General features: G+C 69.1%; 13 protein-coding genes and 3 tRNA genes. 12 read left to right on the top strand and 4 right to left on the bottom strand.

What is annotated here, in order from left to right; all coding sequences use genetic code 11:
- The first annotated feature begins 64 nt into the window (after positions 1-64).
- From metH to COC42_RS03465, 7 genes are all read left to right on the top strand, one after another.
- A complete protein-coding gene (gene metH / locus COC42_RS03495; protein WP_096341860.1) occupies positions 65-2,659 on the top strand; it encodes a methionine synthase in 2,595 nt (864 codons plus the stop codon).
- A 60-nt stretch (positions 2,660-2,719) separates the two neighbouring features.
- A complete protein-coding gene (locus tag COC42_RS03490; protein ID WP_141395771.1) occupies positions 2,720-2,980 on the top strand; it encodes a hypothetical protein in 261 nt (86 codons plus the stop codon).
- 88 nt (positions 2,981-3,068) lie between these two features.
- Positions 3,069-4,055, top strand: a complete 987-nt coding sequence (gene hemB / locus COC42_RS03485) for a porphobilinogen synthase (protein ID WP_096341858.1) — start codon at positions 3,069-3,071, stop codon at positions 4,053-4,055.
- A complete protein-coding gene (locus COC42_RS03480) occupies positions 4,052-4,576 on the top strand; it encodes a GNAT family N-acetyltransferase (protein WP_245843809.1) in 525 nt (174 codons plus the stop codon). Before hemB ends, COC42_RS03480 begins: the two co-directional genes overlap by 4 nt.
- Positions 4,573-5,103 carry a GNAT family N-acetyltransferase gene (locus COC42_RS03475; RefSeq protein ID WP_096341856.1) on the top strand — a complete coding sequence of 177 codons (531 nt, stop codon included), beginning with the start codon at positions 4,573-4,575 and terminating at the stop codon, positions 5,101-5,103. The genes COC42_RS03480 and COC42_RS03475 overlap by 4 nt, the downstream gene beginning before the upstream one ends.
- Positions 5,081-6,145 (top strand): OpgC domain-containing protein, encoded by a 1,065-nt coding sequence (opgC, locus tag COC42_RS03470; RefSeq protein WP_096341855.1) that lies wholly within the window; start codon positions 5,081-5,083, stop codon positions 6,143-6,145. Before COC42_RS03475 ends, opgC begins: the two co-directional genes overlap by 23 nt.
- Before the next feature lie 32 nt (positions 6,146-6,177).
- Positions 6,178-8,430 (top strand): spermidine synthase, encoded by a 2,253-nt coding sequence (locus COC42_RS03465; RefSeq protein ID WP_096343068.1) that lies wholly within the window; start codon positions 6,178-6,180, stop codon positions 8,428-8,430.
- Positions 8,431-8,434: 4 nt separating this feature from the next.
- Here COC42_RS03465 and COC42_RS03460 read toward each other — a convergent pair whose 3' ends face one another.
- On the bottom strand, positions 8,435-8,902 hold the full coding sequence (locus tag COC42_RS03460) for an Lrp/AsnC family transcriptional regulator (RefSeq protein WP_096341854.1): 468 nt from the start codon (positions 8,900-8,902) through the stop codon (positions 8,435-8,437).
- A gap of 177 nt (positions 8,903-9,079) precedes the next feature.
- Between COC42_RS03460 and COC42_RS03455 the strand changes: the two genes are divergently transcribed.
- The 4 genes from COC42_RS03455 to COC42_RS03440 all read left to right on the top strand — a co-directional run bounded on the left by COC42_RS03455 (position 9,080) and on the right by COC42_RS03440 (position 12,147).
- Positions 9,080-10,864, top strand: coding sequence for a sensor histidine kinase (locus tag COC42_RS03455; protein ID WP_096343067.1), 1,785 nt, complete (start codon positions 9,080-9,082; stop codon positions 10,862-10,864).
- A 25-nt stretch (positions 10,865-10,889) separates the two neighbouring features.
- On the top strand, positions 10,890-11,918 hold the full coding sequence (locus COC42_RS03450; RefSeq protein ID WP_096341853.1) for a polysaccharide deacetylase family protein: 1,029 nt from the start codon (positions 10,890-10,892) through the stop codon (positions 11,916-11,918).
- 24 nt (positions 11,919-11,942) lie between these two features.
- Positions 11,943-12,018, top strand: a tRNA-Ile gene (locus COC42_RS03445).
- Between the two features lie 52 nt (positions 12,019-12,070).
- Positions 12,071-12,147: transfer RNA gene (locus COC42_RS03440), tRNA-Pro, on the top strand.
- A gap of 77 nt (positions 12,148-12,224) precedes the next feature.
- Here COC42_RS03440 and COC42_RS03435 read toward each other — a convergent pair.
- Positions 12,225-12,299: transfer RNA gene (locus COC42_RS03435), tRNA-Gln, on the bottom strand.
- Positions 12,300-12,356: 57 nt separating this feature from the next.
- Complete coding sequence (locus COC42_RS03430) at positions 12,357-13,460, bottom strand: branched-chain amino acid aminotransferase (RefSeq protein ID WP_096343066.1); 1,104 nt, start codon at positions 13,458-13,460, stop codon at positions 12,357-12,359.
- Between the two features lie 60 nt (positions 13,461-13,520).
- Between COC42_RS03430 and COC42_RS03425 the strand changes: the two genes are divergently transcribed.
- Entirely contained in the window at positions 13,521-14,042 is a 522-nt protein-coding gene (locus COC42_RS03425; protein ID WP_096341852.1) for a MarR family transcriptional regulator, read from the top strand.
- 21 nt (positions 14,043-14,063) lie between these two features.
- Here the strand turns inward: COC42_RS03425 and COC42_RS03420 are convergent, their stop codons facing one another.
- Entirely contained in the window at positions 14,064-15,083 is a 1,020-nt protein-coding gene (locus COC42_RS03420; RefSeq protein ID WP_245843806.1) for a YihY/virulence factor BrkB family protein, read from the bottom strand.
- Positions 15,084-15,255: the final 172 nt, after the last annotated feature.

Raw genomic sequence — 15,255 nt, 5'->3', positions numbered from 1 at the left:
GACGACGATCCGAATTGATGACTGACGGCCGGGCCAGATCCGCCCGACCCGAACGGAACCCTTGATGACCAATCCCACGCCCATCTTCGTCAATGTCGGCGAGCGCACGAACGTCACCGGCTCGGCCAAGTTCAAGAAGCTCATCATGGCCGGCGACTACACGGCCGCGGTCGAGATCGCGCGCGACCAGGTCGAGAACGGCGCGCAGGTCATCGACGTCAACATGGACGAGGGGCTGCTCGACGCGCACCACGCGATGACGACCTTCCTCAAGCTCATCCAGGCCGAGCCCGACATCGCCCGCGTGCCGGTGATGGTGGACTCGTCGAAGTGGGACGTGATCGAGGCGGGGCTGAAATGCGTCAGCGGCAAGCCGATCGTCAATTCGATCAGCATGAAGGAGGGCGAGGCCCAGTTCCTTTCGCACGCCCGCAAGTGCATGGCCTACGGTGCCGCGGTCGTCGTGATGGCGTTCGACGAGGTGGGGCAGGCGGACACGAAGGACCGCAAGGTCGAGATCTGCGAGCGCGCCTACAAGCTGCTCACCGGCATCGGCTTTCCCCCTGAGGACATCATCTTCGATCCCAATGTGTTCGCGGTGGCGACCGGGATCGAGGAGCACGACAACTACGCCGTCGATTTCATCGAGGCGTGCCGCGAGATCAAGGCGCGCTGCCCGCACGTCCATATCTCGGGCGGGCTCTCCAACCTCTCCTTCAGCTTTCGCGGCAACGAGCCGGTGCGCCGGGCGATGCACAGCGTGTTCCTCTATCACGCGATCCCCGCGGGCATGGACATGGGCATCGTCAATGCCGGCCAGCTCGACGTCTATGACGCGATCGACCCCGAGCTTCGCACCGCATGCGAGGACGTCATCCTCAACCGCGATCCGGGGGCGGGCGAGCGGCTGGTGGCGCTCGCCGAACGTTTCCGTGGCACCGATGCTGTGGCGGAGAAGGCGGCGCAGGAATGGCGCGGGTTCGAGGTGCGCAAGCGGCTCGAATATGCGCTGGTCAAGGGGATCGACGCCTATGTCGTCGAGGATACCGAGGAGATGCGCCAGGCGATGGATCGTCCGATCGAGGTGATCGAGGGGCCGCTGATGGACGGGATGAACGTCGTCGGCGACCTGTTCGGGTCGGGCAAGATGTTCCTGCCGCAGGTGGTGAAGTCCGCGCGCGTGATGAAGAAGGCGGTCGCTCACCTTCTCCCCTATATCGAAGCAGCGAAGGAGCCCGGCGCCAAGGGCAAGGGCAAGGTCGTGATGGCGACCGTCAAGGGCGACGTCCACGACATCGGCAAGAACATCGTCGGCGTCGTGCTTCAGTGCAACGGCTTCGAGGTCGTCGACCTCGGCGTCATGGTGCCCTGGACGAAGATCCTCGAGGCGGCGAACGAGAACGACGCCGACATGATCGGCCTGTCGGGCCTCATCACCCCCAGCCTCGACGAGATGGTGACGGTGGCGGAGGAGATGCAGCGTGCCGGCATGGCGATGCCGCTGCTGATCGGCGGGGCGACCACGTCGAAGGTTCACACCGCACTCCGTATCGCACCGGCGTACAAGGGGCCGGTCGTCCACGTCCTCGACGCCAGCCGCGCCGTCGGCGTGGCGACGACGCTCGTCTCCGACACCCAGCGCGACGCCTATGTCGACAAGATCGCCGACGAATACGAAGCCGTCCGCCGCGCGCGCGAGGGGAAGGGCCAGTCGGAGCTGATCCCGATCGAACAGGCGCGCGCGAACGGCTTCAAGGCCGACTTCGCGATCAAGCCGCCCGCGCCTGTGCAGCCGGGGCTCCATGTGTTCGACGACTGGGACCTGTCGGACCTGCGCGAGGTGATCGACTGGACTCCCTTCTTCCGCTCGTGGGAGCTCGCCGGCAATTTTCCCGCGATCCTCGACGACGCGGTCGTAGGGGAAAGCGCGCGATCGCTGTACGAGGACGCGCAGGCAATGCTCGACACGATCGTCGCCGAGAAGTGGCTGACCGCCCGCGGTGTTGCGGCCCTCTGGCCCTGCCGCCGCGAAGGCGATGACGTGGTCGTGAGCGGCGACGACGGCGAGACCCGCTTCCCGTTCCTGCGCCAGCAGATCGCGAAGCGCGAGGGGCGACCCAACATGTGCCTCGCCGACTTCATCGATCCCGCCGGCGACTGGATCGGCGGCTTTGCGGTGGGCATCCACGGCATCGACGACCATATCGCGCGGTTCAAGGCGGGGCATGACGACTATCAGGACATCCTCCTGAAGGCGCTTGCCGACCGCTTCGCCGAGGCGTTCGCCGAGCGGTTGCACCAGCATGTCCGCACGACGCTGTGGGGCTATGCCGCGGGCGAGCAGCTGGACAACGAGGCGCTGATCCGCGAGCAGTATCGCGGTATTCGCCCGGCGCCCGGCTATCCGGCCTGCCCCGACCATTCGGCCAAGCCGATGCTGTTCGAACTGCTCGGCGCGTCCGCGAAGGTGGGGCTCACGCTGACCGAAAGCTTTGCGATGTTGCCGACCGCCGCGGTGTCGGGCTTCTATTTCGGCCATCCGGACGCGAGCTATTTCGGCGTCGCGCGCGTCGGCCGCGACCAGCTGGAGGATTATGCCGTCCGCCGCGGCGTCGATCTGCGGTTGGCGGAACGCTGGCTGCGGCCCAATCTCGACTAATCGGAACGCTTATGGCCGCCTTGCCGTTCAACGATTAGCGGCTGATCGCGGAGGCCGACGGTGCGTAAGCCATTGCTGATCCTGTTCTCGCTCACGTCCGCCCCTCTTGCCGCGCAGGAGGTGGGGCCGGCGCTGGACCCCACGGTGATGACCGGCTGGACCGCCGGCGAGGCCGTGCAGCACGATCTGGAGCGGCGCGCCCGCAGTCCACGCGCGCGGCAGGCTGAGAGCCGTTACGAGCGCTGGCGCAATCGTCCGGGCAAGCGCGATTGCGGCGCCTATAACTGGAAATGCCCCGCAAAGGCGCGGCGCGCACGCTGAGGGTCGGGCGGGTCGCGCGGTGCACCGACAGGCCGTGAGCGCGCCTTGATGGTTGCGTGCGATGGGCGGCAGGGGCAAATGAACGGCCATGTCGACCTATCCCGCGCTCCGCCTGCGCCGCACGCGCGTTTCCCCGTGGAGCCGCGCGCTTCATGCCGAAAGCGTGCTGACCCCCGCCGATCTCATCTGGCCGCTGTTCGTGACCGAGGGGGCGGAGGAGGAGCCGATCGCCAGCCTGCCGGGCGTGTCGCGCTGGTCCGTCGCGCAGATCGTCGAGCGGGCGCGGGAGGCGGCGGTGCTCGGCATTCCCGCGGTCGCGCTCTTCCCCAACACGCCCGAGCATCTGCGCACCGACGACGGGCGCGAGGCCGTCAATCCCGACAATTTGATGTGCCGCGCCATCCGCGCGATCAAGGATGAGGTGCCGGGCGTCGGCGTGCTGACGGACGTGGCGCTCGACCCCTATACCGCGCACGGCCATGACGGGCTGGTGGATGCGGCGGGCTATGTCCTCAACGACGCGACCGCCGACGTGCTGACCGAGCAGGCCTTGGTACAGGCAGCCGCCGGCGCCGACATCGTCGCGCCCAGCGACATGATGGACGGCCGTGTCGGCCTGATCCGCGCGGCGCTGGAGGCCGGCGGCCACCACAATGTCCAGATCATGGCCTATGCCGCCAAGTACGCCAGCGCCTTCTACGGCCCGTTCCGCGACGCGGTGGGTAGCCGCGGGCGCCTGAAGGGCGACAAGAAGACTTATCAGATGGACCCGGCGAACGCGGAGGAGGCGCTGCGTGAGGTCGCCGCCGATCTGGACGAGGGTGCCGACAGCGTGATGGTCAAGCCGGGCCTCGCCTATCTCGACATCGTCCGGCGCGTGAAGGAACGCTTTGAAGTCCCTGTTTTCGCTTATCAGGTGTCGGGCGAGTATGCGATGATCGAACATGCCGCGGCAGCCGGGGCGGGGGATCGTGACGCGCTGGTGCTCGAGACGCTGATGGCCTTCAAGCGCGCGGGATGTTCGGGCGTCCTCACCTATCACGCGGCGCACGCGGCGCGCCTGCTCGGCGCGTGATCCGAACCGCGCGGCTGGCGCTGCGCCGGCCCGAGCCCGAGGATATCGACACGCTCGCCGAGATCTGGGGCGACCCTCGCGTTATGAACGATCTCGGCCCCGTCAAGGACCGCGCGATGAGCGAGGCAACGCTCGCCCGGCATCTCGATTATTGGGACCATGGCTATGGCTTCTGGCTGGTCGAGCGGGACGGCGCGCCGGCGGGGTTCGCGGGGCTGAAGCCCGGCGCGCCGGACACGCCGATCGAGGGAGAGGTCGAAGCCGGCTGGATGTTCGCGCCCGCTCACTGGGGACAGGGCCTCGCGCAGGAGGCGATGGCGGCGGCACTCGCCTGGGGCTGGGCACATCTCGCGCCGCCGCGCATCGTCGCGATCACCGCCGAACGGAACGCTGCCAGCCGCCGGCTGATGGCACGGCTCGGGATGGCGCATCTGCCCGAACTCGCCTTCGAGCATCCGCTGTTCGCCGCCGACGACCCGCTGCGCCACACTGTCACCTACGCCATCGACCGGCCGGCATGATCAGAACCGAGCGCCTGATCCTGCGCGACTGGCGCGAGGCCGATGTCGCGCCCTTCGCCGCGATGGGCCGCGATCCCGAGGTCATGGCCTATCTCGGTCCCATGCTGGACACGCACGAGGTCCGCGCCGCCATCGAGCGCCAGCGGGGCTATCAGGCGACGCTCGGCCATTGTTTCTGGGCGCTGGAGCGGCTGGAGGACGGCGCGTTCCTCGGCTTTTGCGGGCTCAAGCCGGGGGCCGCGGGCACGCCGATCGAGGGCGAGGTCGAGATCGGCTGGCGGCTCGCCCGCGACGCCTGGGGCCAAGGCTATGCGCGCGAGGCGGCGGCGGCGAGCCTCGACTGGGGCTGGGCGCGGGGCATGCCGCGGATCACCGCGATCACCGTGCCCGCCAATGTACGAAGCTGGGGGCTGATGGAGCGGCTGGGCATGCGGCGGCTGCCCGATCAGGATTTCGCTCATCCCGCGCTCGCGCCCGACGATCCGCTGTCGCGTCACATCGTCTATGCCATCGACCGTCCGGCCTGAGCGTCCCGGGCGGGAGCCGCGGATCGTTATCGTCCGGGGCGTTGCGATCTTCGTGATCCTCGTGAACCATTTGAGCCAAGTGGCTGAACTCGGCGGGATCCGGTCGGGCCTGATCCCCACGCCGACGCGGTTCGGCTGGTCGACCGCGGCCGAGCTGTTCGTGATGCTGTCGGGCTATATGGTCGGACTCGTCTATCTTCGCCGTCCGCGGCCCGCGCTTGCGGTCTGGAAGCGGGCGGGGCGGCTATGGGTCTATGACCTCGTGCTGCTCGCGCTCGTCGCGCCGCTGATCGCAATCATGCCGCCGGCCGAGATCGCCTTTTGGGGGCTGACCGGCTTTGCCGCCGATCCTGCCGCGGCGCTCCTGCGGTTCGCGCTCCTCCTGTCGGCACCGCCGCTGCTTGATATCCTCCAACTCTACATCGTCCTGATGCTCGCCACACCCATCGCAATCGCCGTGCAGCGGCGGTCGAACGCGCTGCTGATCGTGCTGTCGATTGCGATCTGGGCGGCGGCGCAGCTCTGGACGCTGAAGCTGGTCGGCGCGGGCGGGGTCAAGGACGGGCTGCCCGACCGGCTCGCGTGGCAGATGCTGTTCTTCGTGCCGATGGCGCTCGGCGCGATGCGGGTGCACCTGCCGCTGCTTGCCTGGCTCGACCGGCACCGCTGGGTCGCCGCGCCGCTGCTCGCGCTGTTCGTCGCGGGCGCGGTGCTGAGGGCCAAGGGCATGACGCCCGCGATCTTCGAGCCGCCCTACGGCCTCACGCTGCTGCGCGTCGCCCATGCGGTGCTGGTGCTGCTCCTCTACCTCTCGCTGCTGACGCTCGCCGGCCGGTGGACGCAGGTGCAGCCGCTGGCGGCGGCGGCGATGGTGGGGCGGCACAGCCTCGACTGTTTCGCGGGCGGGGTGCTGCTCACCTACAGCCTCGGGACCCTTTGGCTGCGACTGGAAGGGGGCTATGCTGGCTATCTGCTGGCGGTCGTCCTGGGCGTCGCCGCGACGATCGCGCTGGCCGCATGGCGCGACCGCCGACGCGGCTAGCTTTCGCGGCCCGCGCCGCTAAGCTTCGGCGCATGCGTATCGAGCCCGACGGCGGGGCGGGCGGCGAGCCCGTGTCCACGAGCCTGCCCTTCCGCCCCCTGTTCGTCGCCGCAATCCTGTCGGGGTCGTTCCTCCTGTTCCTCGTCCAGCCGATGGTCGCGCGGATGGCGCTGCCGCGGCTGGGCGGCGCGCCCGCCGTCTGGAACTCCGCGATGCTCGTCTATCAGGCGCTGCTGCTCGGCGGCTATGGCTATGCCCACTGGCTGGGCCGGTTCGGGGTGCGGCGACAGGCGGGCATCCACCTCGCGCTCTTGGCGGTGGCGGCGCTATGGCTGCCGATCGGTCTGATCGAGAAGGCGCCCGGCGTCGGCGATGCGCCCGTCCTGTGGGTGCCATGGCTGCTCTTTGCCTCGATCGGGCCGCTGTTTCTGGCCGTGTCGGCGCAGGCGCCGCTGCTCCAGCGCTGGTTCGCGGCGTCGGCGCCGGGGGTGAACCCCTATGCGCTCTACGCCGCCTCGAACATCGGCAGCTTCGCCGGGCTGATCGCCTATCCGCTGCTGGTCGAGCCGAACATGGGGCTGTCGTCGCAGAGTTGGCTGTGGACGGCGGGCTATGCGCTCGTCGCGCTGCTTGTCGCCGGCTGTGCCCTCCGCCTGCCTCGGGGCGGCGCGGCCGCTCGGGTTCAGGCCATCAGCCCGGCGCCGACCCGTGGCCGCGTCGCGCACTGGATCGCGCTGTCGCTCGTGCCCTCGGGTCTGATGCTCGCGACTTCGACCTTCCTCACCACCGATATCGTCGCGGTGCCGATGCTGTGGGTCCTCCCGCTCGGCCTCTATCTGCTGAGTTTCAGCGTCGCTTTTGCCGGCGGGCGGCGGGTCGCCGACTTCCTCACCACCTTCGCGCCCGTGACGATCCTCGTCTTCGGCGGGGTGATGATCGGCGGGACGCACGAATATCCCTACCTCAATGCCGTCATCGCGCTGGCGCTGCTGTTCATGGTCGCGACGGCGCTGCACACCGGGCTCTATCGGCTACGGCCCGAGCCTGACCGGCTGACGGGCTTCTACCTCGCCATGTCGGTTGGCGGGGCGTTGGGCGGCGTGTTCGCCGCGCTCGTCGCGCCGGTGATCTTCGACTGGACCTATGAATATCCCATCCTGATCGTCGCCGCCGGGCTGCTGGTGCCGCAGGAATGGCTGCTGCCGGTGCTCCGCTGGGCGTGGGAGGCGAAGCGTACGCTGACGCTCGGCCTCGTCGCCGCGGCGGCGGTGGCAGTGATGGCCGTCGGGCTGGAGAACCCCGGCAATCTGCTCGGCTCCAAGCACGAGAGCACCGCCTTCCTCGTGTTGGCCGCGATCGGCATCCTCACGATCGGCGCGCGGCCGGCCTTCGTCGCGGTGCTCGTCGCCTCGCTCCTCCTGTTCGGCGGCTGGCGGGCGTTGGCGATCAGCTTCGAGGGCGACAGCCGAACGCGCAGCTATTTCGGCGTCTACACGATCCGCGACTATCCGGAGACGGGAACGCGGACGCTGGCGCACGGAACCACGCTGCACGGCGTCCAGTTCGTCGACGATCCGGTCAAGGCGCGCGAGCCGACCAGCTATTACGTCCCCGGATCGGGCGTCGGACAGGCGATGCAGGCGCTGCCCGCGCTCTACGGCCCCAAGGCGCGCGTCGGCGCGGTAGGGCTGGGGACGGGGACGCTCGCCTGTTATGCGCGGCCGGGCCAGGACTGGCGCTTCTACGAGATCGATCCCGCGGTCGTCCGCATCGCCCGCGACAGCGGCAAGTTCGGCTTCCTCGCGCGTTGCCTGCCCGACCCGAAGATCGTCATCGGCGACGCGCGCCTGTCGATCGCCGCCCAGCCGGCGAACAGCCTCGACCTGCTCGCGCTCGACGCCTTTTCGTCCGACGCGGTGCCGATGCACCTGATGACGCGCGAGGCGATGGCGGCCTATGCGCGCGTGCTCGGCCGACGCGGGCTGCTGCTCGTCCACGTCTCCAACCGCTTTCTCGACCTTGAGCCGGTCGTGACGGCGACAGCGCGTGGGCGCGGCTGGTATGCGGCGGTGCTTCATTATGCGCCGGGCGTGACCGACAATTCGGAAGCGACGATGTCCGACTGGATCGCGCTGACCCGCGACCCGGCGGTGTTCGCCGAGCTGCTGACCACGGGCGGCGACTGGCAGCCGCTGCGCTATCGCCGCGACGTGACGGCGTGGACCGACGATTATTCGTCAATCGTACCGGTGCTCAGCGACCCACTCGCCGAACTCAAGGACTGAGGGGTCAGGCCTCGGGCACCGGGATACCGGGCAGCGCCTTCGACGTGCGGATCGTCAGCGACGTTTTGACGCTCGCCACATTCTCCGCGGTGGTCAGCTGCGTCGTCAGCATTTCCTGAAAGCTCTTGAGGTCGGTGGCAACGATCTTGAGGATGAAGTCGATCTCGCCGTTCAGCATGTGGCATTCGCGAACTTCGGGAATGTCGGCGACATGCCGCTCGAACGCGGCAAGATCGCTTTCCGCCTGGCTCTTCAGGCTGACGAGCGCGAAGACGGTGATCCCGTAGCCCAGCGACAGCGGATCGAGCGACGCATGATAGCCGCGGATCGCGCCCCCTTCCTCCAGCGCGCGCACCCGGCGGAGGCAGGGCGGGGCCGTCAGGCCGACACGCTCGGCGAGTTCGACGTTGGTCATGCGTCCATCCTGTTGCAGCAGCGACAGGATTTGGCGATCGATGCGGTCGAGACTCATGAAAACTCCGAAACTGTGGCACAAACAGCGCGACGTGCGCGGCCTCTTTAGAAGAAAATTGCTTGGCAGCGCAATTGTCCCACAATGCGACGTGCCGTTTTTGGTGGTTCCTGTGGCGAGTCCCAAGCGTTAAGGATTCCTTGACGGCGCCCCCCGGTGGCCAAGGAACCGATCCCGTTGCGCTTTGACGACACCCTCGACACCGTGCTCGCCGCCGACCTGTCGACGCCGCTCGGGCGCCAGTCGGTCTACCGGCAGCTGGTCGACCTGATCGGCAGGCGACGGGTGCCGGCAGCGGCACGCGCGATCGAGACGCTCGAGGCGATCGCGCCCGCGGTGCCGCTAGCGCATAGGACGGCGGCGGCGCGGGGTCTAGCCTTTGCACAGCCGCCCTTCGAGCTCGTCCGCCTGTTCGCCCGCGATACGCTGGCGGTCGCTGCACCGGTGCTGCGGACGGCGACGCTCGAGCCCGGCGAATGGCAGCGACTGCTCGGCGAACTGGCGCCGCCCGCGCGCGCAATCCTGCGCCACCGCCGCGACCTTGGCAGCGAGGTCGAGCGCGCACTTGCGGCGTTCGGCTCGACCGATTTCGTGCTCGCTGACGATCGGGTGGGCGGGGCCGACGCCGTGGTCCCTTCGCCCGCGCCCGTCGTTCTCGACCCGCCTATGGCCGAGCCGCTCGAGGCCGAGCCGGTCACTCCGCCACCCGTCCGCGCGGTGCCGTCCGTCCCCTCGACCTTCGCCAGCCTCGGTTCCGTCGCCCTTACGCTGCCCGTCGTCGCCGAGGCCGTGCGCCGCGCCGAGATCCAGCCCGCGCCGCCGCCTGCCGAGCCGGTACCCGACGGCCCCTTCCGCATCGCCGACGTGGTCGCGCGCATCGATGCCTTTCGCGACGCGCGCGAGCGGGCGCGGCCGCACGCCAATGACGGACCGCCGCCCGCAGGCGAGGCGCGGATGCGCTTCGAGACCGATGCCGAAGGGGTCGTTCGCTGGGCCGACGGGACCGGCCGCGCGGCGCTGATCGGCCTGTCGCTGCGGCTCGCGGGCGGCGGGGCGATGGCTCGGGTGGACGGAGTCGCCGCGGGCGCGTTTCGCCAGCGCGCGCGCTTTCGCGACGCGCGGCTGCGCATCGACGGCAACGGCCCCGCGGCGGGCGACTGGCTGATGTCGGCGATGCCGGCCTTCGACCCCGCGTCGGGCCGGTTCACCGGTTATCAGGGTACCGCGCGTCGTCCGCATCCGGGCGAGCTCGCCGCGCCCGCCGCGCCCGCTGCTCCTGCACCCGATGCGCTGCGGCAGCTCGTCCACGAGCTGCGCACGCCGACCAACGCCATCATCGGCTTTTCGGAGATGATCTCGCTCCAGATGCTCGGCCCCGTCGCCGACGTCTATCGCGACCGTGCCGGGGCGATCCATCGTCACGCCCGCGACCTCCTCGGCGCGATCGACGATCTCGACCTCGCCGCCAAGATCGAGAGCGATGCGCTGACGCTCCGGCCCGAGGCGGTCTCGCTGCGCGCGGTGCTCGGCTCGGTCGCGCACGACCTCGCGCCGCTTGCCGAGCTGCGCGGCGCGGCGATCGCGCTGCCCGAGCGCGATGCGGCGGTCGAGGGCGACCGGCACGCGATCGAGCGGCTGTTCGGCCGCCTGATCGCAACGCTGCTCGCCGCGACTACGCGCGGGGAGACGCTGGCGATGGCGATCGAGGAGGCGGGCGAGCGCCGCGTCCTGACGATCACCCGCCCCGCCGGACTGCCCGACCGGGTAGAGGCGGGCGGCGAGGTCAGCGAGGAGGAGGATGCCGCCTTCGCCGCGCTGCCACTCGGCACCGGCTTCGCGCTTCGCCTCGCGGACAATCTCGCGCATGAGCTGGGCGGTGAGATCGGCTTCGGCGACGCCGCCATCCGCGTCAGCCTGCCGGCGGCCGGCGGCGGAACGGGGCGCGCAGCAACCAATTCTTGACACAGGTCGCGTAGGGAAGGGCTCCATGTCGCCCGCCCCCTGGCCTGCCGCGGTCGCCCCGCCGACCGGCCCCCGCTTTCGCTGGCCCGCCGATTTCGGCACACGCTTCGCGATCTGCGTCGATACAGAGGAGGAGTTCGACTGGGAGGCGCCCTTTGATCGCGCGTCGACCGCCGTCACCGCGATCCGCGCGCTGCCCGACCTCCATCGCCGCTTCGCCGATCGCGGCGTGCCGCTCACCTACCTCGTCGACTATCCCGTCGCCGCCACAGCAGAGTCCGTCGACACGATCAGCGCGCTCCTTGAGGATGGGCGCAGCGCCGTTGGAGCGCATCTCCACCCTTGGGTCACGCCGCCGCACGACGAGGAGGTGAGCCGCCCGCACAGCTTCGCCGGCAACCTGCCCCCTGCGCTCGAGGGCGCCAAGCTCGACGCGCTGGGCGCTGCGATCGAGGCCGGGTTCGGCCGTCGCCCGCGCATCTTCCGCGCCGGTCGCTACGGCATGGGGCCGGCGACACTCCGCCTCCTGGCCGAGCGCGGCTATGTCATCGACAGCTCGATGCGATCGGGCTTCTGCTACACGAGCGAGGGCGGGCCGGATTTTCGCCACGTCGGCAACCACGCCTTTCGCGCCGGGCCGGGCGGCGCGCTCCTCGAGCTGCCGCTGACAACGGTCTGGCTGGGAGTGGCGCGGTCGGGCGGGGCGGGGCTCTACGACCTGCTCGGCCGTTTGCCGCGCGGCCGCGGCGTCGCCTCGCGCCTCGGGCTGCTCGATCGCATCGCCCTGACGCCCGAGGAGATGCCGCTTCCCGAAGCGCTGCGCGCCATCGATCAGGCGATCGAGGATGGCGTCACGCTCCTGAACTTTTCCTTCCATTCACCGACGGTCGCACCCGGCATGACGCCGTATGTGCGCAGCGTAGAGGGTCTCGCGCGCTTCCACCGCTGGTGGACAGGCGTGCTCGACCTGCTCGAACGGCGCGGCGTCCGCCCGGCGAGCGAGCGCGATCTCGTCACCGCTGCCAACGCACCTGCGCTTGCTGTCTCGGCCTAAGCTGGGCTAGGCCGGGCGGGCTGGGGGCCTGTAGCTCAATGGTTAGAGCTGGCCGCTCATAACGGCTAGGTTGCGGGTTCGAGTCCTGCCGGGCCCACCAGCGCCGATCGGCTTTGACGTACGCGGCTTTTGGTCTAAGGCCCCGCCACGGTCGGGGAGTGGCGCAGCCCGGTAGCGCGCTTGCTTTGGGAGCAAGATGTCGCAGGTTCGAATCCTGTCTCCCCGACCAATTTCTTCCGCTTTTCAGCAAAAATCGCTGATCCGGGGGCCTGTTACGTCAGGCCGACGCCGTCGTTGATCATCGGCTGGCTGGGGCGGGAGGATTCGAACCTCCGAATGACGGTACCAAAAACCGTTGCCTTACCGCTTGGCGACGCCCCATCGCTGCCCGTGGCGAGGGCGCGCTTATAGCGTGCCCTGTGCCCGAGGAAAGAGGGATCAGAGGATGCGGCGTACCCAGCCATGCGGGTCGGGCGCCTGCTGCTTCTGGATCGCGACCAGCCGCTCGCGAAGGCGGCTGGTGAGCTCGCCGGGGCCACCATTGCCGATGCGAAAGTCACGGCTGCGCCCGCGCACACGCCCGATCGGCGTCACGACCGCGGCGGTACCACAGGCAAAGCTCTCGCGCAGTCGTCCGCTTGCGGCATCCGCTTCCCACGCGTCGATCGAATAGGGCGCCTCGCGCACGCCGAGGCCTTCGTCGCGGGCGAGCGTCAGGATCGAATCGCGGGTGATGCCGGGCAGGATCGTGCCGGTGAGCGGCGGCGTCTGGATCGAGCCGTCGTCGAACACGAAGAAGGTGTTCATGCCGCCCAGCTCCTCGACCTCGGCGCGCTGCACCGCGTCGAGGAACACGACCTGGTCGCATCCCTCGCGGATCGCCTCGGCCTGCGCCTGGAGGCTGGCGGCGTAGTTGCCGCCGCACTTGGCCGCGCCGGTGCCGCCGGGGGCCGCGCGGGTATAGTCCTCGCTCACCCAGACGGTGATCGACGGTGCGCTGCCTTTGAAATAGGCGCCCGCGGGCGAGGCGATGACCATGTAGAGATATTCGGCCGATGGCTTGACGCCCAGGAACACCTCGCTCGCGATCATGAACGGCCTGAGGTATAGCGAGCCGCCCTCGATCGCCGGGATCCACTCGCGGTCCGCGGCGACCAGCGCGTCGATCGAGGCGAGGAACAGGTCCTCTGGCAGCTCGGCCATCGCCATGCGACGGGCGGATTCGCGAAAGCGGCGCGCGTTGGCGTCGGCGCGGAACAGCGTCACCCCGCCATCGTCGGTGCGATAGGCCTTGAGCCCCTCGAAGATCTCCTGCGCATAGTGGAGTACGGCGCAGGCGGGGTCCATCTGCAGCGACGCGCGCGGCTGGATGGCCAGGTCGTGCCAGCCCTTTTCGGCGTTCCAACGCGCCACCGCCATATGGTCGGTGAAGATGCGGCCGAAGCCCGGATTCTCGAGCAGTCCCGCGCGCGTGGTGGCATCGACGGGGCTCGCATGGCGTTCGAGCGGGAAGGTCGTGGTCACGTCGAGCGTCGGGGTCATGTCGTCCGTCCAGGCCAGCAAGGTTGCGGGACGCTAGGAGCGCTGGCAGAACAGGTCAACATGGCTGGCCCAACTGCACCCGAACCGTTCCGCCCCGCCTCGCCGCTGTTCCTGCGCGAGGCCGAAATCCGGAAGGGCGTCGAGCTTCTCTATTTCGGCTACAGCCACATGACCCGTGCGATCGACGAGGGGTTGGCGGCCAAGGGGCTGGGCCGCGCCCATCACCGCGCGCTCTATTTCATTGCACGCCAGCCGGGGCTGACGGTCAGCCAGCTTCTGAGCCTGCTGGCGATCACCAAGCAGTCGCTTGGCCGCGTGCTGACCGAGCTGACAGAGCGCGGGCTGGTCGAAATGCGCCCCGGCGACCGCGACCGGCGCCAGCGGCTGCTTCGGCTGACGGCGGAGGGGGCGGCGTTGGAGGCGGCCTTGTTCGAAGCGCTGCGCGAGCGCCTGTCCGCGGCGTATCAGAGCGCGGGGCAGGGGGCGGTCGGCGGTTTCTGGGCTGTCCTCGAAGGGCTGATCCCCGCCGACGAGCGCGCGAAGGTGGCGGCGCTGGGCAATCTTGCTTCACCCCGGACTTGATCGGAGAGGGGCCGGGATCGCCTAATACTGACCTCGCTTGGGCTTGTGCTGGCGCTTACTTGGCAGGCTGTCGGCCATGCGGGCGCCGCGCTGGCCCATCGGGCGTTCAGGGCCGGTGGTCGAATCGATTGCGGTCTGGCGCTCGGCCTCGGCATTGAGCTCGGCGCCGATCAGCACGGCATAGCTCGACACGAACAGCCACATCAGCAGCACCACGACCGCACCCAGCGCGCCATAGGTTGCGTTGTAATTGGCGAAATTGGCGGCGTAGAGGCCGAAGCCCAGAGTTGCCGCGAGCCACAGCAGCGTCGCCGTGACCGACCCGATCGTCAGCCACTGCCAGCGCGCGGGTGCGCGGTCGGGGCCGAATCGATAGATGAAGCCAAACGCGGCGCTCGCGATTGTCGCGGCAACGACCCAGGTCAGGACCTGAAGTGTCGCGACGCCCGCCGACCCTAGATAATGGGTGAGGAAGCCGAGATAGCCGAGCGCCACGGCCGACAGGAGCCCGACGATCGCCGCCAGCACCGCGCCCACCGTCAACATCGCGGACAGCAGCGTCGTGACGACGATGTTGCGGCTCTCCTCCTCCTCATAGATGACGTTGAGCGCCTGAATGATCGCGCTCGACGCGCGCATCGCACCGTAGATTGCGAGCACCAGCGCGATCAGCAGGCCGATCCCCGCCTTGCCCGAAGTGGTGGAGACGACAGCGATCAACTGATCGGAGATGAGCCGCGCGGCGTCGGCGGGCACGAGCTCGAAGATCGTCTGCATGTGATCGACGACGGTCTGCGGGTCCGCGAACAGGCCATAGCTCATCACGATCGCGCCGAGCAGCGGGGCAATCGACAGGAAAGCGTAAAAGGCGACGCCAGCCGCCATCAGCGACAGGTTGTGATAGCCGGTCATGATATAGACGCGGCCCAGGATCGATCGCCACGCGCGCCACGGATGATGCCATGGGCGTTTCGATTGGGCACCCGGCCGCGCGGCTGGGTCGAGCTCCTGCCTGTTCGTTTCAATCGTCGCGTCGGCCACCGAACCCCTTTCGCCGTGCCATCCGTTCAAGGGAATGAACGATCCACTCGCCGTCAGGATGCAGCTTGGTCGCTGATCTTCCGCCGAAAATTCACATTCGTTGTGGGAGCGAAACGCGAACCGGATCGTTCAGTGCTGAAATGGGGGATCTTGCGAGCCCCGGTCAGGGACG

The organism is Sphingomonas spermidinifaciens, assembly GCF_002351485.1.
Lineage (GTDB): Bacteria > Pseudomonadota > Alphaproteobacteria > Sphingomonadales > Sphingomonadaceae > Sphingomonas > Sphingomonas spermidinifaciens.
Note: the sequence above shows the minus strand (reverse complement) of the source record. Positions and strands in the feature narration are given on the sequence as shown.